The organism is Streptomyces sp. NPDC089919 (assembly GCF_040684615.1).
Taxonomy (GTDB): Bacteria; Actinomycetota; Actinomycetes; order Streptomycetales; family Streptomycetaceae; genus Streptomyces.
On the sequence record NZ_JBFBGK010000031.1, the window covers coordinates 12,005 to 33,045 of the forward strand.

The window sequence follows — 21,041 nt, forward strand, 5'->3', positions numbered from 1 at the left end:
TGGCCCGCCGGCCGGGGCTCCGCGCCCCGGTCCCCCGCAGACGGAGGAAGCTCATGCCCGACCCCCGCGCACGCCGAAGAACATCCGGCCCACGCCCCCGGACCATCGGTCCGGTCGTCCTGGCGCTCGCCACCGCGCTGCTGGCCACCCCCGCGGTCCAGGCGGCCGACGCCGCGGCCGACGGTCCGGCCGCGGACTTCTCGAAGGTCTGGCAGCCGCCGAACCGGCCGCTGCCCGGCACCAAGCCCGTCACGGCACTGAGCGTCCCCAAGGCGGCCTCGGTCAAGCCCCGCTACCCGGTGCCCTCCCGAGCCGCGGCCAGGCCGCGGACCCCCTTCACCGTCCCGGTCGGCGCCACCGCCGACCTGGCCTCCGGCGGCACCGCCCCGGTCCGGGCCGGCGGGCTGCCGGTGTGGGTGGCCGCCAAGGCCCCGGCCGGCGCGGGCGGCGCCGCGGCTGCCGCCGCGCGTCCCCGCGGCCCGGTCACGGTCGTCCGGGCGGACGACCGCTCGGCCCGCGCGGTCGGGGTCGACGGCGCGCTCTTCAGCCTCGCCGCCCCGGCCGGCACCGCGAAGGCCGCCGCGCAGGTGCGGGTCGGCCTGGACCTCGCCGCCCTGCAGGCCGCCACCGGGGGCGCGTTCGCCTCCCGCGGCCGCCTGGTCACCCTGCCCGCCTGTGCGCTGACCACACCGAAGGTGCCGTCCTGCCAGGTGCGCACACCCCTGGTCACGCGGTACGACCGGACCACGAAGCGGCTGCTGGCCGAGGTGGCGCTGCCCACCGGGGCCGCGCCGGCCCCCTCCCCCGTACCGGGCGCGCCGCGCCGGCCGGCCGCTGCGCTGGTCGCCGCCCCCGCGGCCCCGCTGCTGCTGGCCGCCGAGGCGGACTCCTCCGGGCCCGGCGGCTCGTACGAGGCCACCCCGCTCGACGGGGCGCAGAAGTGGGCCGCCGGCAGCAGCTCGGGCGCGCTGACCTACCAGCAGGCCATCGAGGTGCCCGCCACGCTCGGCGGGGCGGCCCCCGAGGTCTCGCTGGCGTACAGCTCCTCCTCGGTCGACGGCAAGACCTCGGTCACCAACGCCCAGGCCTCCTGGATCGGCGACGGCTGGGAGTACAACCCCGGCTACCTCGAGCGCGTCTACAAGCCCTGCGACAAGGCCGGCATCCCCGACTCCGGGGACGCCTGCTGGAGCGGCTTCAACGTCTCCATGTCGCTGGGCTCCCACTCGGGCACCCTGGTGCGGGACGACAAGGCGGGCTCGGCGACGGCTACCGCCGACGCCGCCACCGGCACCTGGCGCCTCAAGGACGACGACGGGACGAGGATCGAGTTCGGCTCCGGCGCCGCCAACGGCGTCAAGGACGGCTCGTACGCGAAGGTCACCGACCCCGCCGGCACCACCTACTACTTCGGCATCAACCACCTGCCCGGCGGCGACAAGAGCGACCCGGCCACCAACTCCGTGTCCGCCGTGCCGGTCTACTCGCCCAAGAGCGGCCAGCCCTGCTACGACGCGGCCAAGGGCGCCGGGTCCTGGTGCCAGATGTGGCAGCGCCTGCACCTCGACTACGTGGTCGACGCGCACGGCAACCTGACCACCTACAACTGGGCCCCCGAGACCAACTGGTACAAGCGCGGCGCCGCCCAGAACAACGGCAACGGCACGATGACCCAGTACACCCGCGCCACCACCCTGGCCCGCATCGACTACGGGCAGAAGCTGGCCGAGCAGGTGGCCGCCAAGGGCTCCCTCCAGCCCGCGGCCCGGGTGAACTTCACCGTCGCCGAGCGCTGCACCGCCGCCGGCACCGCCTGCGACGTGGCCAACCGCACGGTCGCCAACAAGGCCAACTGGCCCGACGTGCCGGTGGGCAACGAGTGCAAGAGCACCGGCACCTGCGTCTACTACGCCGCCACGTACTTCTCGACCAAGCGGCTCACCCGGATCGACACCCAGGTACGGGTGAACAACGCCTGGCAGGACGTGGACTCGTACCAGCTGACGCAGTCCTTCCCCGACCCGAAGGACGCGGGCAGCGAGCGCGCCCTGTGGCTGGACTCCGTCCGGCACACCGGCAAGGCCGGCTCCCCGGCCGTCGACCTGCCGGCGGTCTCCTTCACCCCGGTGATGCTGCCGAACCGGGTGGACGGCACCAACCTGGTGCCCGCGCCGCCGCTCATGAACCGGCCGCGCATCCAGCAGATCCGCAACGAGACCGGCGGGGTCCTCGCCGTCGACTACGACCTGCCCGCCTGCTCCCGCGTCAACAACGTCATGCCGGCCGCCGAGGACGACAACAACAAGGCCTGCTACCCGGTGCGTTGGTCCCCGCCCGGATCGGTGGCGGACGCCGACCCGGTGCTGGACTGGTTCCACCACTACACGGTCAAGTCCCTGACGGAGACCGACACCGTCACCGACAGCCCCCAGAAGATCACCGCCTACACCTACGAGTCCCCGGCCTGGCACCGCGACGACAGTGAGCTGACCGAGGCCAAGGCCCGTACCTGGGGCGAGTTCCGCGGCTTCGGGAAGGTCACCACCACCGTCGGCTCCGGCACCGACGGCCCCAGGTCCCAGTCCGTGACCACCTACCGGCAGGGCATGGACGGGGACGTCCGCAAGAACGGCTCCAGCCGCTCCGTGCACCTGACCGACGCGCTCGGCCGGGACGTCACGGACGTGGACTGGCTCAGTGGTCAGGCCCTCCAGAGTGAGACCCTCACCCAGGCCGGCGGCAGCGCCGCCGACCAGACCGTGTACGCCTCCGCCGACCCGGTGACCACCGCGACGCACACCCGCACCGGCCTGCCGGCGCTGGTCGCCCGCTACGCCGGCACCCGGCTCACCACCACCACCCGCGCCAAGCTCGCCGACGGCACCTGGCGGACCGGCACCACCACCCAGGTCACCGACCCGGCGCAGAACAACCGGACGCTGACCGTGCTGGCGCAGGCCGACGGGGTCCCGGACGTCTGCACCCGCACCTCCTACGCGAGCGGTCCGGACGCCCAGCGCACCGACCTGGTCTCCGAGGAGCTGAAGGTGTCGGGCACCGACGCCTGCACCGCGGCCGCCACCGCCGCCAACACCCTGTCGCGCAGCCGTACTTCCTACGACGGCCTGGCCTACGGGCAGGCGGCCGCGACCGCCGATGCGACCCGCAGCGAGGTGCTGGACCGCTACGCCGCGGACGGCAGCCCGGTCTTCGTCACCGACTCGACCACCACCTACGACGGCTACGGCCGCGTCACCTCCAAGACCGATCCGACCAGCAAGGACGCGCAGCACCCGAACGGCGCCACCACCAGCACCGTCTACACCCCGGCCGCCGCCGGCGAGCTGCCGGCCTCGGTGACGCTCTCCGCGCCCGTGCCCGGCCAGGCCACCGGCACCTGGGACACCGTCACCACCTACGACGTCCGCCGGTCGCTGCCCCTGAAGGTCACCGACGCCAACCAGAAGACGACCACCACCACCTACGACGCGCTGGGCCGCCGCACCGCGGTGTGGGCACCCGGACGCACCCCGGAGAACGACCCGAACGCGAACGTGGTCTTCGGCTACCGCGTCTCCAACACGGCCGGCGTCCCCTCCACCATCACCACCGGCAAGCTGACCGTGGACGGCGCCACCCCGGTGCGCACCACCTCGATCCAGCTGATGGACGGCTTCACCCACACCCGCCAGACCCAGTCCACCCCGGCGAACCCGGCGTACACCGGCCGTCTGGTCGCGGAGAGCCGCTTCGACTCGCACGGCCGCGAGGCGGTCTCCAACGGCGCCTGGTACAACGACGCCTCCGGCCCCAAGGACGTCCTGGTCACCGCGGCGGACAGCACCGTCCCGGCCCAGAAGCGCACCTCCTACGACGGCCGCGACCGGGTGACGGTCATCTCGAACTGGTCGCTGGGCACGGAGCAGAACCGCACCACGACCAGCTACCCGGGCGCGGACCGCACCGACGTCCTGCCCCCCAAGGGCAGCTCGCCCACCTCGGTCTTCACCGACGCGCTGGGCCACACCACCGAGCTGTGGCAGTACGACACGGCGACGCCCACCGGACAGGCCGCGGACGCGACGGTCACCCGCTTCACCTCGACCGTCGACGGCAAGCCCCTGACCCGCAAGGACGCGGCGGGGAACGTCTGGTCGTACAGCTACGACCTGCGCGGCCGGGAGACCGGCACGAACGACCCGGACGCCGGCGCCGGCAGCAAGACCTACGACGCCGCCTCCCGCCTGGCCTCCAGCACCGACGCCAAGAACCGCACGCTCCTGTACACCTACGACCTGCTGGGCCGCAAGACCGGCCTGTACGAGGGCTCGGTGAGCGCGGCCAAGCAGCTGGCCGGCTGGAGCTACGACACGGTCGCGGCCGGCAGGAACAAGCCCGCCTCCGCCACCCGCTACGTCGGCGGCTCCGGCGGCAAGGCGTACACCAGCGCCGTGACGGGCTACGACGACGACGGCCGGGTCACCGGCACCACCATCAGCCTGCCCGGCACCGACGCCGGACTGGCCTCGGGCACCTTCACCTACAGCGTCAGCACCACCTACGACCGGATCACCGGGCAGCCGAAGGGGACGGTGCTGCCGGCCCTCGGCGGGCTGCCGACGGACGACATCGACTACTCGTACAACGACTACGGCCAGCTGTACAAGTTCGCCGGCGCCACCACCTACGACACCCAGACCGAGTACGACGCCTACGGGCGCGTGATCCGCTCCACCGTCAACCCGTGGGCCTCGCAGGTCGTCGCCACCTCGGTGTACGACGACGCCACCGGGCGGCTGCGCGACCAGTTCGTGGACAAGCAGACCCAGACCGGCGGCGCCGTCCAGCAGACCGGCTACACCTACGACCAGGCCGGCCGGATCACCTCGCTGACCTCGATCGCGGACAACACCCCGGCCCAGACCGACCGGCAGTGCTTCGCCTACGACCAGCTCGGCCGGCTGACCCAGGCCTGGTCCGACACCGGCGGCATCACCCGGCCCGACCCGCTCACCCACCAGAGCGCCGACCAGGGCGCCTGCACCAACACCACTCCCACCGGCGGCGCCGCCGCCCCGGCGAAGACCACCGTGGGCGGCCCGGCCCCCTACTGGCAGGAGTACGCGTACGACCTGACCGGCAACCGGACGAAGCTGACCGTCCACGACCCGGCGGGCGACACCACGAAGGACGCGGTCACCACCCAGACCTTCGGCGCCCCGGGGCAGCAGAACGCCCCGACCGCCGCGCCCGCCACCGGCGGCGGCACCGGCGGCCCGCACGCGCTGCTGCTCGCCACCACGAAGACCGGGACCAGCACCAACAACGACCGCTTCCAGTACGACCCGACCGGCGCCACCACCTCCTACCGGGCCGGCCGGGCCGGCACCAGCAGCCTGACCTGGAACAGCGAGGGCAAGCCCGCCTCGCTGACCACGGCGGCTCAGATCAAGGGCATCGGCGGCAAGTGCCTCGATGCGGCCGGCGGTTCCACCGCGGTCGGCAGCCCGCTGCAGATCTACCCCTGCAACGCCAACGCCGGGCAGAAGTACGCCACCGCGAACTCCACGCTCTCCAGCGGCAACCGGTGCGTCCAGGCCATGGGCACGACGGCGGGCTCGACGGTCACCTTCCAGGACTGCGACGGCGGCGCCGACCAGACCTGGACCGCCCGCGCCGACGGCACCCTCTACAACCCGGCCGCCACCCGCTGCCTCGCCGTCCCCGGTGACGTCACCACCGACGGCACCGACCTGGTACTGGGCGACTGCGCCACCACCGTGCCCGCCGGGCAGAAGTGGAGCATCCCCGCGACCACCACCACGTACCTCTACGACGCGGACGGCAACCTGCTGATCCGGCGCAACCCCGGCTCGGCCACCCTCACCCTCGGCAACGACGAGCTGACGGTGAACACGGCCACCCAGGCCCGCACCGGCGTCCGCTACTACCCGGTACCCGGCGGGCTGACGATCGTCCGCACCGGCGCCGGCACCGCGGCGGGGGCGTTCGTCGCCCAGTTCGCCGACCACCACGGCACCAACAACCTCAGCATCGACCTGGCCGGCCTGGCCGTCACCCGCAACCGCACCGACCCCTTCGGCAACGCCCGCGGCACCCAGCCCCCGGCCTGGGCCGGCAACAAGGGCTTCGTCGCCGGCCAGAAGGACGACACCACCGGGCTCACCAGCCTGGGCGTCCGCCTCTACCAGCCGACCACGGGCCGCTTCATCAGCCCGGACCCGCTGCTGTCGGAGATGGACCCGCAGCAGTGGAACGGCTACGCCTACGGCAACAACAACCCGGTCGGCAACTCCGACCCGGACGGCAAGATGTGCATGCACGGCGCACCGGGAGGCGGCCCCGACGGCATCTGCGCCGGTGTCCCCGGTGACACCGACGGCGTGATCGGCGACTACTCCGACAACTGCAACTTCGACGCCTGCCGGGAGTCCTCGAACCGGATGGCGGACGAGGCGCGGCGCAACGGCACGTACAACGTCTCCCCCAAGACGCGGAAGAAGATCTACCGCCAGGGGCCGGTCGGGGACTACAAGTACAAGTACAGCTACTCGTACAAGTTCTACCTCGGCCTCCGGGCGAACATGGGATCGCCGGAAGAGGTCATGGCGATGTTCCAGGCGAACCCCAAGAAGGTGTTCCCGTTCCCGATCTCCGGGTGCGAGAGCTTCTACGAAGGCGCCGACTGCATCCTCCACCCCGGCCCCAAACTGCCGGTGAAGCCCAACCCGACCCTCGCCGGAGCACCCGGAGAGGTCCGGGTGACCGTCGCCGCGACCAGCTTCACCTTCGACGTGGTGGGTCAGGAGTACTTCGACGACGTCGGCTCGCAGATCACCTTCAGCATCGAGCAGAAGGGCGACGAGATGTTCCTCCACCAGGACGGGTTCACCACCGGCACCAAGGCCATTCCCTACTGGTACGAGAAGATCTTCAGCGAGTCCAGGCGCACCTGGTCCGAGCAGACCTGGAACCTCCAGAAGCTGGTCTACAAGGAGCGCTACGACATCAATCTGAAGAACCGCCTCACCCAGGGCGTCCTTCCGCAGGGGCCCCACGGCTGACCTGAAGCCCGTCCCGGAGCCCCCGGCCGCACCCCGCGGCCGGGGGCTCCCCCGCGCTTCGTGTCAATTCCGTAACAGGTGCCGAAGCGGAATCCGGGTCGGAGCCAGTACGAGTCTCAACTTCCCTACGGAGAAAGGCATTTGAGGGAGCATCACCTGTAATCGCAACGTGACCGTCAGGCATCTGAGGATCGGTCCCCCTTTGCCCGAATTCTCCGTCACCCGGCTCTGGCACCCTTTCGGCGCATGACTGAAAGACGCAGATCCGGAGGGCTGGGCGCGGCCCTCGTCCTTCTGCTCGCCGCAGCCGGTACCGGGCTCGTACCGGCCCTGACCGCCCCGGCCGCGGCCGTGACCGCCCCGGTCTCCTTCACCGCCGACAACCTGCCCACCTGGCAGACCAACGGCATCGTGTGGGCGATGGCCCAGGTGAACGGCACCGTCTTCGCGGGCGGGACCTTCTCCGAGGTACGGCCGCCGGCCGGTGCGGCCGGGTCGCCCCGGACGGCCGTGAACTTCGTGGCGCTGGACGCCGCCACCGGCAGCCCCACCTCCTGCAAGCTCTCCTTCACCATGACCAGCGGTACCGCGACCGTGCGCGCGCTGGTGGTGTCCGAGGACAAGAAGACCCTGTACGCGGCCGGCCGCTTCGGCGGGGTCAACGGCGTCAAGGTCTCCAACGTCGCCGCGATCGACATCGCCGGCTGCGCCCCGAAGTCCTCCTTCCACCCGCAGTTCTCGGCGACCGTGCGGGGCCTGGCCCTGTCCGACAGCACGCTGTACGCGGCCGGCGACTTCAGCACCGTCCAGAGCAAGACCCGGAAGAAGTTCGCCGCGGTCAGCGCCACCACGGGCGCCCTGCGGTCCTTCACCGCCGACGCCGACGAGTCCGGGCGGGCGGTCGAGCTGACCCCGGACGGCAAGAACGTCCTGCTGGGCGGCGACTTCTTCAGCCTGGGCGGCAAGACCACCCACGCCCTGGCGGTGGCGGACGCGGTGTCCGGCGCGGTGAAGAAGACGTACAACACCTTCCCCAAGCTGTCGGTCGTGATGGACATCGCCACCGACGCGAACGGCTTCTACACCGGCAACCAGGGCAACGGCGGCGGCGCCTTCGACGGCCGCACCGCCTTCAGCCTCACCGACTTCAGCGAGAAGTGGCGGGACCGCTGCTTCGGCGCCACCCAGCACCTCGAGCCGTACGACGGGGTGCTGTACGTGGCCTCGCACGCGCACAACTGCGCCACCGAGGGCGAGTTCCCCGACGACGGGAAGCGCCGCTACCTGCTGGCGCAGCCCACGCAGTACAAGGGCGCCGCGCCGGCGGCGGTGGACGGGTACGTGCCCGGCCCGCACAAGCTCGGCTGGTTCCCCGCCACCAACGGCGGCATCGGCGAGGGCGTCGGCCCCCGGACCATGACCGTGGCGGCCAAGGGCGGCACGGAGTACCTGTGGGTGGGCGGCGAGTTCACCACCGTCAACACCAAGGCGCAGCAGGGTCTGACCCGCTTCGCGTCCACCGGTGACGTCGGCGCCCCGACCACCCCGGTCGCCAGCGCCTCCTCGGTCAAGCCCGGCGAGGTGCAGGTCCGCTGGCGGACCAGCTTCGACGCGGACGACAGCAGGCTGACGTACAAGGTCTACCGCAACGGCGCGGCCACCCCGGTCCGCACCATGACCGCCGACTCGCTGGAGTTCGAGCGGCGCCAGGCCTCCTGGACCGACACCACGGTCACCGCCGGGCAGTCGTACACCTACCGGGTCACGGCCACCGACGGGGCGGGCAACACCAGCGCCAAGTCGGCCACCGTCTCGGTGACGGTGCCGGCCGCCGCGCAGGCCTACCCCGACCGGGTCCGGGCCGACGGCGCGCAGCTGTACTGGCGCTACGACGACACGGTCAGCCCCTACGTCGCCGACTCCTCGGACGGCGGGAACACCAGCGGCGTGCAGGTCGCCGCGCCGTCCCTGCGCCAGTCGCCGGGCGCGGTGGCGGGCAGCACGGCCATCGGCTTCGACGGCTCGACGCAGCAGGTCTTCAGCGACCACCGGCAGAGCGTGGGCAGCGCCTACAGCGTCGAGACGTGGTTCCGCACCGGCAGCTCGCGGGGCGGGAAGCTGGTCGGCTTCGGCAGCCACACCACCCAGAACAGCAGCCAGGACGACGAGAACCTGTACCTGACCGACGGCGGGCGGCTGGTCTTCGGGGTCTACCCCGGTGCGGTGTACACGCTGGTCACCCCCTGGGGCGAGTGGTACGACGACAGCCAGTGGCACCACGTCGTCGCGACCCAGGGCCCGTCCGGGGCCGCGCTGTACGTCGACGGCCAGCTGAAGGCCACCTCCGGCGTCACCGGCCACTCCGCCTTCACGGGGTACTGGCACGTCGGCGGCGACAACCTGTCGGGCTGGCCCGGTCGGCCGAGCAGCGACTTCTTCACCGGTCTGATCGACGAGACGGCCGTGTACGGCAAGGTGCTCACGGCCGCCCAGGTCAAGAACCACTACGACCTGGCGAAGCTGCCGTAACGGCGGCCTCCGGCACGACGACGGCCCCCGGGTGCGCCTGCACCCGGGGGCCGTCGTCATGTCCGCCGCCCCGCTACCAGAGCGGGACCGGGAGGGGGGCCGTGCTCAGGATCGGGATCGACCACTTCTGCGCGTTGGTGCTGTTGCAGCTCCACAGCTGGAGCTGGGTGCCCGCGTTGGTGTCGTGGATGTCGAGGCACAGGCCCGACCGCGGGTGGAAGAGCGTGCCGTCGGCGTGGGCCAGGAACTGCTGGCCGTAGCTGCCGTTGCACTGGTACAGCCAGATCTTCGTGCCCTCGGTCGTGCCCGCGTAGGCCGGGTCGATGCACTTGCCCTGGACCCGGACGGAGCCGTCGGCGGCGAGGGTGAACTGCTGCGGGTCCGTGCCGTTGCAGGACCAGATCTGGATCTTGTTGGTGTCACCGGTCTGGCCGTGGTCGTTGTCCAGGCAGTTCCCCGGGGACGAGGCGAGGGCGATGACGCCGGAGGAGCCCGGGGCCGTCACGGGGGCGGCGTACGGGTAGACGGCGAGGTTGCTGATGCCGCCCTTGAATCCTCCGTAGTAGTCGTCGACCTGGCCGTCGCGCTTGTAGGCACCCATCACCAGGGGACCGCCGGGAGCGGGGCTGCTCGACGCCAGGTGCACGCCGGAGCCGGCCAGGACGCCGTTGACGTACAGGCTCATGCGGCCGATGGCGGCGTCGTAGACGGCGGTCAGCTGGGTCCAGGAGTCGGCGTTGTACCGCGCGGCGTCGGCATTGACGGCGGCGGCCGCCCAGTCGTAGGGCCAGGAGTCGGCGTCCGCCTTGGCGATGCCGAAGTTCCAGCGCCCGGTGGCCGGGTCGGCGAAGAGGGTGAGGGCGCTGCTGCGGGTCTGGTCCTGGGAGAGGACCATGCCGCCGCCGGCCGGGACCTTGGCCCAGGTGCTGACGGTGAAGCTCTTGCGGACGTCCACCACCGGGCCGGCGGTCCTGATGGTGGCCTTGGTGCCGGTGAAGGCGGCGTACGGGGTGCTGCGGCCGGCGATCACGGCGCTGGGCCAGGTGATCCCGGAGACGGTGCCGGGGAAGGCGCCGACCGCGCTGGGGGTGGTGGTCCCGGTCTGCGAGGTGAGCTTCCACTGCGCCGTGGGGGCGGTGATGTTGCTCAGGAAGGCCGGGGTCTGGCTGATGCCGTTGACGTCCTGCGGGGTGCCGGTGCCGGCGAAGACCGCGAGCTGGTTGTTGGCGTGCGCGGCCCACAGGTCGGGCATGCCGTCCCCGGTGACGTCGCCGACGGTGTCGACCTTGGGGTAGGCGGCCTTGCCGAGCCCCGAGGCGATCTTCACCCGGCTCGCCGGGTTGCCCCAGGTGGTCGGGTCGAGCTTGCCGTCCGGGCCCTTGCTGCCGTAGGTGCGCAGCAGGTCGCCGGAGGCGTCGTCGCGCAGCCACAGGTCAGGTACGCCGTCTGCGTTGAGGTCGCCGGGGGCGATGACGGTGAACCTGTCCCAGTCGCCGTTGCCGACCAGCACCGGGCCGCCGCGGCGGTCCAGGGTGCGGGAGGTGCGGCTGCCGTAGTACGCCCACAGCTGGCGGCCCTGCCGGACCAGCAGGTCGGGGGCGCCGTCGGCGTTGAGGTCGCCGGCGTCGAGGACCTGCTCGGCGTTGTACCAGTGGTCGTCGCCGGTCCAGCCGGCGCCGAAGTCGCAGCCCAGGGCGGGGTCCTTGACCGGGCAGGAGACGGTGAGGGCGGCCCGGTCGGCGGTGACGGCGCCCTGGCCGTCGTTGGGGTAGGCCCAGAGCATCTTCTTCTGCGCCGCGGTCACGTACTCGAGGGAGACCAGGTCGTTGTAGCCGTCCTGGCCCCAGTCGCCCGAGCCGGTGACCTGCGCGTTCGGGAACGTCATACCGCCGGGTGCGGCCGGGGAGAACTTTCCGTCGCCCCGGCCCGCGTACGTGAGCAGCGAGCCGGCCGAGTCGGTGGTCCAGATGTCCCGCTGGCCGTCGCCGTTGAGGTCGCCGGCGCCGTCCCGGGCCTGCGAACGGGCCGCGTAGTACAGGTAGGTGGTGGTGTCGGAACGGTTGCCCGCCCTGTCGACGCTGTACGCGTACACCATGCGCGGGCCGGAGCCGGGCGGGGTGAGGGTGACGCTGCCGCCGGGTGCCACGGTACGCAGGCCCGGGTCGGAGTCGGTGTAGTAGACGATCCGGTCGACGTCGGCGACGCCGTTCGCGCCGAAGGTGAAGGTGCCGGGGGTGCGGGCCTTGCCGGTGACGGCCGGCCAGCCCGCGTCGCCGCTGGGGAACTCGGGGGAGCTGATCGAGGGCTGCTTGTCCGGGCGGGCCCGGTCCACGGAGAAGGCGCAGCTCTCGGACCAGCCGGAGGTGGCGCCGTCCTGGTCCTTGGCGCGGATCTTCCAGGTGTACTGGCCGGTGGGGAGGTTCGCGTCGGGCACGGTCCAGGTCGCGACCTGCCCCTTGGCGGCGAGCACGTCGGCGGTGGCCGCGGGGGTGCCCTGACCGGTCTTGAAGAGCTGGAACTCGGCGGTCAGCGCGCCGGCGTCCGGGTCGTCGACGGTCGCGTAGAGCGAGATCCGGGTGTTGCCCAGGGCGCCGCCGCTCTGGCAGGGGGTGGCCGGGTCGGTGCCGAGCCGGGCCGGGGTGCCGGGCGGGTTGTTGTACTGGGTCTCGAAGACGGCGCTCTTGGGGTCGAAGCGCTTCCAGCCGAACGTGTCCGACTCGTCGCCGGCGTACAGGCCGACGGTGACGTTGGCCCAGCCGCCGGCCGCGGCCTTCACGCCGAGCGCGGTGGCGTCGAACTCGAGGTTGCCGGGGGCGCAGTCGCCCCAGCCCTTGGCGTCGTTCACCGTGTCGAGGCGGAAGTCCTTGGAGGGCTGCCGGTTCCAGGTGGTGTCGGAGTAGATGGCACCCACCCCCCACAGCTCCACCGGCCGGGCCTCGCAGGACCAGGACCAGGTGTTGCGGATCCGGAAGGTCGACTTCTTGACCTGGGCGCCCTTGATGTCCGAGGTGTCGAACTGGAAGAAGGAGCGGGAGAGGCCGTTGGTCTCGTCCTCGTAGCCGACCCGGACGTCCTCCTGGGTGTTCCAGTACGAGTTGTTCTTGTACTTGGCGTAGACCCGGGTCCAGTTCTGCCGGGTGTTCATGGCCCAGGAGGGGTCGATGAAGACCGGGTACTTGGTCGTCGCGCCGGTCAGGAGGGCCTGGTCGGGGCGGATCTGGAGGGTGCCGTCGGCCACGGTGGTGGGCATGTGGGCGTTCTGCGCGCCGGCGGGCGGGACGAAGGCGTCGGCGGGGCTCGCCGGCGCGGCGGCCGCGGCGGCCTCCCGGGCAGCGCTCTTCGCCGCGGTCTTGGGAGCCGGGGCGCTCGCCGTCGTGGAGTCCCACATCAGCGGGGAGGGGCTGGTGAACACGGTCCGGCCGGCCGGGTTGACCGCGGTGATGGCGCCGGTGGCGGCGTCCGTGCTGACCGCGAGGCCGACGGTGTCCAGCTTGAACTGGAGGGTCGCGAGGCCGGGTTGGCGCGCCGCCTCGGCGGTCTTGACGACCAGCAGTTCGGAGAAGCCCTCCACCTCGGCCTTGACCCGCAGGTCCACGCCGGGCAGCACCTCGGGGTAGGTCGCCACGTTGCCGGTCAGGGTCGGCTTGGGCAGGGGCGTGGGCCAGGACAGCGAGACGGTCCGGCCGTCCGTCACGCCCGTCAGGAGCGGGCCGGAGCCGCCGCCGGAGAAGGCCACCGAGACCGTGGCGGCCTTGGAGACCACCCGGCCGTCGGCTGCGAAGGCCAGCGAGGGGTCGGCCGGCACCCAGGCGCCGCCCCGCCAGATCCGCACCGGCGTGCCGTACCGCTTGACCGACCAGCTGCCGTCGGGGAGCGCCCAGGTGTCCGAGGACTCGCTCCGGGCGGAGAGCAGTTCATAGGGCCGGCCGGTCTCCTTGGCCTTGGCGAGCGCGAAGTCCTCCGCGCTCACCGCACCGTCCGCCACCGGGTCGGCGGCCGCCTCCGCCGCGGATATACCACCGGCCGCATTCATTCCGGCCAACAGCACCGCGGAAATGACGGACGACACCAGCCGCTGTCTCGATCTGCCCCGGCGGGGCGCTTTCACTCGCATTCAGACTCCCGGGCTCGGATTTCCCGACGCGACCCTACCTGCAGTTCAGAGCCGTTCCGCCAGCGGAACTGGAGATTCAGTAAAGGAATTCTCAGTACCGCAAGCGGGGGTCGGTGATTCCGATTCAGGACGCTTAACCACCGCTTGACGAGACACTTTGACACCGGGCTATTCCTGTTACTCTGCGCCGGATAATTTCCCGATGAAACAGAAATGAATGGGGTGGGGTGTGAGACGCTTCAGAAGGGATGCCGTCTCCGTTCTCGTGACCGGGGCCTTCCTGGCGGGGATTCTTCCCGGCATGGCGGTCGCGGCCCCGGGGGCCGGAGCGGCGCGGACTCCCGGGGTGCGGCAGCCGGATCCGGTGGCCGTGACGAAGGTGCGCACGGGCGGGGTCCAGCGGCGGGACGCGGCCGCCGCGCCCGCCCGGACCGCCGCGCCGAAGTGGCCCGCCGCGGGCACGGCCGAGGTCGACCTGGCGGCGGGCGGCCGGGCCGGCGCCCTCCCCGTCTCGGTGGCCGCGGCCGGGAAGCCCGCAGCCGGCAAGACGGCCGGTTCCACGGCCGGTCGGGCGGGGAAGGCCGGCGCCCCCGGTCTGAAGGTGACCCTCGCCGGCCGGCCGGCGGCCCGGCGGGCCGGCGTCGAGGGCCTGCTGCTGACCCTGGCCCGCACCGATGCGGCCCCCGGCAAGGTCCCGGCCCGCGTCACCGTCGACTACGCGGCCTTCCGCGGCGCGTACGGCGGCGACTGGGCCGCCCGGCTGCGGCTGGTGGAGCTGCCGGCCTGCGCGCTGACCACCCCGGCGGTCCCCGCCTGCCGGGTGGGCAGGCCGCTGGCGACGAAGAACGACGTGCGCGCCGGGACCCTGTCGGCCACCGCGCTGCCGGCCCCGAGGACCACCGCGCTCGCCGCCCCGAAGGCCATGGTGCTGGCGGCCACCGCCGACCCGGGCGGTCCGACCGGCGACTACAAGGCCACCTCCCTCCAGGCCTCCGGCTCCTGGGACGCGGGCGGCTCCAACGGCGCCTTCACCTGGTCGCACCCGATCGCCGTACCGGGCGTACCCGGCGGGCTGACCCCCTCGATCTCACTGGCGTACAACTCCCAGTCCGTGGACGGCCGCACCTCCGCATCGAACAACCAGCCCTCCTGGATCGGCGACGGCTGGGACTGGGAGCCGGGCTTCATCGAGCGCAGGTACAAGCCCTGCAACGACGACAAGACCGGCGGCACCAACACGACCAAGGTCGGCGACCTGTGCTGGTTCAACGACAACGCCACCCTCTCCCTCGGCGGCAAGAGCACCGAGCTGGTGTGGCAGCAGGACAAGGGCTGGGTGCCCGAGTCCGACTCCGGCGAGAAGGTCGAGAAGCTGACCGGGGCCGCCAACGGCGATGACAACGGCGAGCACTGGAAGGTCACCACCACCGACGGCACCCAGTACTTCTTCGGCCTGAACCGGCTGCCGGGCTGGAAGGACAACGGCGCCGCCGCCGACGACCCGGTCACCAACTCGGCCTGGACCGCACCGGTCTTCGGCAACCAGTCCGGCGAGCCCTGCTACAACTCCTCCTTCGCCGCCGCCTGGTGCAAGCAGGCCTGGCGCTGGCAGCTGGACTACACGGTCGACCCGCACGGCAACGCGATCGCCTACTACTGGAACACCGAGTCGAACAACTACGGCCGCAACGTCTCCTCGACCACCGGCAAGGGCACCGTCACCCCCTACACCCGGGGCGGCTGGCTGGACCACATCGACTACGGCCTGCGCGCCGACGCCGTGTACACCGGCAAGGCGATGGGCCAGGTGCAGTTCGGCGTCGGCGAGCGCTGCCTGACCAACTGCGGCACCTTCGACGAGACCAACGCCCGCAACTGGCCCGACGTCCCGTACGACCTGTACTGCAAGGACGGCGCGACCGAGTGCAAGGACAAGAACTCGCCGACGTTCTGGTCCCGCAAGCGCCTCACCTCCATCACGACCAGGGTCCTGACGGGCGGGGCGTACAAGGACGTCGACACCTGGGCCCTCGACCAGAGCTTCCCGCCCGCCGGCGACGGCGTCTCGACCCCGATGTGGCTGAAGTCCATCCAGCGCACCGGCAAGGCGGGCGACAGCCTCACCCTGCCCCCGACGACCTTCGCGGGCGAGCAGCGGCCCAACCGGGTGGACAAGACCGGTGACGGGCTCGCGCCCTTCGTCCGGCTGCGGCTCTACCAGATCACCAACGAGACCGGCGGCACCGTCGGCATCACCTACTCGCAGCCCGACTGCACCACCGACACCCTGCCGCCGGCCGACGCCACCAACACCACCCGCTGCTATCCGGTGAAGTGGGCCTTCGAGGGCGACACCGCCAAGCTCGACTGGTTCAACAAGTACGTGGTCACCCAGGTGACCGAGGGCGACAACCTGGCCGGTACGCCGGACAAGGTCAGCACGTACGCCTACCTGGGCGGGGCCGCCTGGGCGAAGAGCACGGACGAGCTGACCAAGGCCGAGGACCGCACCTACTCGGTGGCCCGCGGCTACGGCCGGGTCCAGGTCCGCACCGGCGCCTCGGGCGACGCGAAGACCCTGGACGAGAAGGCGTACTTCCGCGGCATCGACGGCGCCGCCGTCAAGGACACCGCCGGCGCCGAGGTCACCGACCGGCCGCAGTTCGCGGGCATGGTCCGCGAGACCGTCCAGTACCTCGGCGACGACACCACCAAGCCCCTCAAGGCGACCTCGTACACCCCCTGGCGCTCGGCGCCGGGCAACACCCGTACCCGTACCGGCCTGCCCGACCTCGTCTCGTACAAGACGGGCACCGAGAAGGAGTCCACCCGCACCACCGTCACCGGCGGGGTCCGCACCACCGAGGTGACCCGCCGCTACGACGCTCTCGGCATGGTCGACCAGGTCTCCGAGACCGGCGACACCGCCAAGTCCGGTGACGAGAAGTGCGCCACGACCACCTACGTCCGCGGCGCCGGCAGCATCCTCAACCGGGCCGGCCGGGTCGAGACCGTCGCGGTGCCCTGCGGCAGCCCGGTCTCCCGGCCGGCCGACGTGATCGACGACGTCCGCACCTCCTACGACGGCGCCGCGTTCGGCGTCGCGCCCACCCGCGGTCTGGTCACGCGGACCGAGCACATCAACGGCACCGGCACCGGCTACACGCCCGTGACCACCGCCGCGGTGGCCGACTTCGACCTGTACGGGCGCCAGCTGCGCACCGTCGACCCGTTCGGCAAGGCCACCACCACCGTCTACACCCCGGCCACCGGCGAGGTCCCCACGCAGAACGTGGTCACCAACCCCAAGGGCCACACCGCGACCACCGTCACCGAGCCGCTGCGGGGCCTCACCACGCAGCTCATCGACGCCAACGGCAAGGTCACGGCCAGCGAGTACGACGCGCTGGGCCGGCTCACCAAGGTGTGGAAGCCGGGCCGCTCGGCCGTCACCTACAAGGACGCGCCGACCGTGGCCTTCGAGTACCTGGTGCGCAACGACGCCCCGACCGTGATCACCTCGAAGACCCTCACCCACGACTCCCAGTACGACGTGGCCCTCACCGTCCACGACGGCATGCTGCGCGAGCGCCAGACCCAGCGCCGCTCCCCCGACGGCGCCGGCCGGCTGCTCACCGAGACCTTCTACGACACCCTCGGCCGGGCCTGGCGCACCTCCGGCACCTACTACGCCACCGGCACCCCCGACGGCGTGCTGGTGACCGGCAAGGAGCTGGACTACCCGTCCTCCTCGGACACCGAGTTCGACGGCGCCGGCCGGCCCACCGCCGTCATGTCCAAGCGCTTCGGCACCGAGACCAAGCGCACCACCACCGTCTACACCGGTGACACCACGACGACCACGCCCCCGCAGGGCGGCATCGCGAGCACGACCGTGGTCGACGCCCTCGGCCGCACCGTCGAGCAGAAGCAGTACGCCGACCCGGCCCGGCTGACGGCGCAGAGCACCAAGCGCACCTACGACCGGCGCGGGCAGCTTGCCTCCGTCACCGACCCGTCCGGCGCCCGGTGGACTTACACGTACGACGTCCGCGGCCGGCAGATCGAGATCGACGACCCGGACAAGGGGGTGTCCAAGACCACCTACGACGACGCGGACCGCATCACCGACGTGCAGGACGCCCGGGGCGTCACCCTGCACACCGACCTCGACGAGCTCGGCCGCCGCACCGCCCTCAAGAAGGGCACCACGCTGCTGGCGAGCTGGGCGTACGACACGGTCGCCAAGGGCCGGGTCGACACGTCGGTCCGCTACGTGGGCGGCAACGCCTACGAGTCCTCGGTCCTCTCCTACAGCCCCACCTACCAGCCGGTGACCACCCAGACGGTGATCCCGGCCGCCGAGGGGGCACTGGCGGGCACGTACAAGTGGACCACCTCCTACGACCCCACCACGGGCGCGGCGCTGTGGACCAAACACCCCGCCATCGGCGGCCTGCCGGCCGAGCAGGTCACCCACACCTACAGCCCGGTCGCGGGCCTGCTGGACTCGGTCAGTGCCGGGGACGACCCGCTGGTCTCCTCGACCCGGTACGACCACTACGGCCGCAACGTGCTGCGCAACTTCGGCCAGTTCGGCCGGAGCCTGACCCGGACCCAGCTCTTCGACGAGCACACCGGCGAGCTGACCGACACCTACCTCGACCGGGAGACCGCCCCGCAGCGCATCGACGACTCGCACTACACCTACGACCCCGCGGGCAACGTGAAGTCCCTGGCCACCTCCTACGACAAGGACGCGGCCCGCACCACCGACACCCAGTGCTTCGCGGTGGACGCGCTGCGCCGGGTCACCGACGCCTGGACGGACAAGGGCACCCAGTGCGCCGCCGCGCCCTCTGCGGCGGCGGTGGGCGGCGCGGACCCGTACTGGACCTCGTACACCTACGACGCGGTGGGCAACCGCCGGACCGAGACCCAGCACAGGACCGGGTCGGGCCCGGCCGCCGACACGCTGCGGACGTACGCGGCCCCGAGCGCCGGCTCGCACGACCTGACCAAGGTCAGCCAGACCGGCACCGCGCCGCGCGAGGACGTCTTCACCTACGACGCGGTGGGCAACACCGCGACCCGCAAGCTGGGCGGCGCGCCGACCCAGACCTTCAACTGGGACGACGAGGGCCACCTGGCCTCCGTCACGGAGGGCTCGGCCGAGAAGGGCCGGTACGTCTACGACACCGACGGCCAGCGGCTGATCCGCAAGGACGCCACCGGCACGTCGCTGTACTTGTCCTACGACACCGAGCTGCACCTGAACCCGGACGGCAGCGTCACCGGCACCCGGTCGTACTCCGCGGACGGCACGGTGGTGGCCTTCCGCACCGGTTCCAAGCTCACCTTCACCTTCGCCGACCGCCACGGCACCGGCTCGACCCAGGTCAGCGCCGACGCCGGCCAGGCGGTCACCCGGCGCAGGACCACCCCCTTCGGCGCGCAGCGCGGCCCGAAGGCGGCCGGCTGGGCCGCGGAGAAGGGCTTCGTCGGCGGCACGGAGGACGGCACCACCGGCACCGTCCACCTCGGCGCCCGCGAGTACGACCCGGCCACCGGCCGCTTCCTCTCGGTCGACCCGGTCGTCGACCTGAACGACCCCCAGCAGGCGCACGGTTACACCTACGGCAACAACAACCCGGTGGTCTTCTCCGACCCGACGGGCCGCATCCTGTCGGAGTGCTGGGACCGGACGATCCAGTGCCACCAGGGCCGGCCGGTGGACAACGACGCGGACTACCACCAGCCGCCGGCGGAGGACCCGCAGGACACGTACAGCGCCATCGAGGACTACGTCGCGAGCGTGATCGACGCGGGGTGGGGGTCCAAGCCCAGGGGTTCCTCGCGAAGGACCTTCAAGGTCCCCGCCGGCGAGAACCGCGGCATCATCCGCATGACGTACTTCATCAGCAGCAAGCAGGCCGCGTTGGGCATGCTGTACGGGGACGACCGCGAGTTCACGGCTGATCCGACGGCCGCCTACCGGATGACGATGATCTGGGACACCGCCACGGGTGAGATCTCCTTCACGATCACGGGCTCGCACACCCGCGGCAAGTTCCCCAGCAACCGCCCCGAGAGCCGCTTCGGCAAGCAACATTCGGGTGAACGGTTCATCCCCGCGCGCCCGCTCAAGGTCGGCGGCGTCTCGAGTGACACGTACGGGTGGGACAACGTCGTGGAGCCCAACGAGTACAAGAACGAGTCCACCGCCGAGGAGCTCAGGATCGGTGTCCATGCCGTGAACAGCTATCTGCCGGTCTTCTCCGTCGACGCCGACATCACCATCAGGGCGTCGGGAGGCTCGGTTTCCGTCACCAGGAAGGGGGACGCGTACCCCGACATGGAGGTGTACCAGTACCTGCCCAACCAGTCCCCGCGCACGATCATGACGGACCGCATGGCGAGCGACACCGGGTTGGACTCGGCCCCCTTCAGCGGCGTTTGGGGTTCCCCGAAGATCGACAAGTCCTGGACGGACGGGAGGTGCACGCGGGGCTGCTGACGCCCACGTAGAGCCAACCCGCGCCCCGGTCGGATCCCTCCGGCCGGGGCGCGGCCACGTTCAGACCGCAGGGCCCCGCAGCGTCTCGATCGGGAACTCGGTCCAGGCCGACCGGTCGAGCGTCAGGAGCCACACGTCCTTGGGCGGGTCGCCGCCGTCCCGGACCGCCGTGACGTACGCCTTCGCCTGGGTGAGGGACAGCGCCGGGGCGGCCGTCCGCAGGTGGGCCATCGCGGCCACCACCCCGTCCGAGAGCGCCAGTTCCCGCACCCGGTCCGCCAGCGGGTCCGGCCGCTGGACGCCCTTGACCTGGGACAGGTACTTGCCCTCCCAGCCCCCGCCGAACCACGCCTCCGGCACGTGGTGGATGCTCCCGTCGTACCGGTCCACGAACACGTGGTTACGTACGGTGGTCGGCTGCGGATCCCGCAGGTGCTCCGCCGTGCACCAGTGCGCGACCCAGCCGACCGAGTACTCCTCGACGTCGTAAACAGCCAGTTCGGGCGGTTCGCCCCGCCAGGGCCACGTGGCACCGCTCTCGGCCAGGTAGGTCTCGGCCAGTTCGACCGCACGCTCCTTTGAGATCACGGAGCCCATCTTCCGTCACCGTGCGTGGCGTTCGGGCGTGACATGGATCACCCGGACCATTCGGATCACGGAAGGGTTACGACCGTTTGGCACCCTGCCGCATGTCGGGACATGTGCCCCAGCACGGACATTCCCCACTGCGCCGGAATGCCCGTCTCGACAGGTGGGCGGATCTGCACAACAGCGCAGTTGGTAGGGCTTTTTGACG

5 protein-coding genes are annotated in these 21,041 nt (G+C 71.8%); 3 read left to right on the forward strand and 2 right to left on the reverse strand.

Annotated features, from left to right (window positions below):
• Nucleotides 1-53 precede the first annotated feature (53 nt).
• Both AB0O40_RS15570 and AB0O40_RS15575 read left to right on the forward strand, forming a co-directional pair.
• Nucleotides 54-7,085: a ricin-type beta-trefoil lectin domain protein gene (locus tag AB0O40_RS15570; protein WP_365040698.1), complete on the forward strand. Its 7,032-nt coding sequence runs from the start codon at nucleotides 54-56 to the stop codon at nucleotides 7,083-7,085.
• Nucleotides 7,086-7,331: 246 nt separating this feature from the next.
• Nucleotides 7,332-9,614, forward strand: coding sequence for a LamG-like jellyroll fold domain-containing protein (locus tag AB0O40_RS15575; protein WP_365040700.1), 2,283 nt, complete (start codon nucleotides 7,332-7,334; stop codon nucleotides 9,612-9,614).
• 73 nt (nucleotides 9,615-9,687) lie between these two features.
• Here the strand turns inward: AB0O40_RS15575 and AB0O40_RS15580 are convergent, their stop codons facing one another.
• On the reverse strand, nucleotides 9,688-13,683 hold the full coding sequence (locus AB0O40_RS15580) for a ricin-type beta-trefoil lectin domain protein (RefSeq protein WP_365040703.1): 3,996 nt from the start codon (nucleotides 13,681-13,683) through the stop codon (nucleotides 9,688-9,690).
• Nucleotides 13,684-14,029: 346 nt separating this feature from the next.
• On the opposite strand from AB0O40_RS15580, the gene AB0O40_RS15585 reads away from it, so the two are divergent.
• Nucleotides 14,030-20,245, forward strand: a complete 6,216-nt coding sequence (locus AB0O40_RS15585) for an RHS repeat-associated core domain-containing protein (RefSeq protein ID WP_365040705.1) — start codon at nucleotides 14,030-14,032, stop codon at nucleotides 20,243-20,245.
• A 60-nt stretch (nucleotides 20,246-20,305) separates the two neighbouring features.
• Here the strand turns inward: AB0O40_RS15585 and AB0O40_RS15590 are convergent, their stop codons facing one another.
• On the reverse strand, nucleotides 20,306-20,833 hold the full coding sequence (locus AB0O40_RS15590) for a hypothetical protein (protein WP_365040707.1): 528 nt from the start codon (nucleotides 20,831-20,833) through the stop codon (nucleotides 20,306-20,308).
• Nucleotides 20,834-21,041 lie beyond the last annotated feature (208 nt).

Excerpts from the sequence above, each read along its gene's own strand:
- AB0O40_RS15575 (WP_365040700.1), top strand. The coding sequence starts at position 7,332 with ATGACTGAAAGACGCAGATCCGGAGGGCTGGGCGCGGCCCTCGTCCTT.
- AB0O40_RS15570 (WP_365040698.1), top strand. The coding sequence starts at position 54 with ATGCCCGACCCCCGCGCACGCCGAAGAACATCCGGCCCACGCCCCCGG.
- AB0O40_RS15585 (WP_365040705.1), top strand. The coding sequence starts at position 14,030 with ATGGCGGTCGCGGCCCCGGGGGCCGGAGCGGCGCGGACTCCCGGGGTG.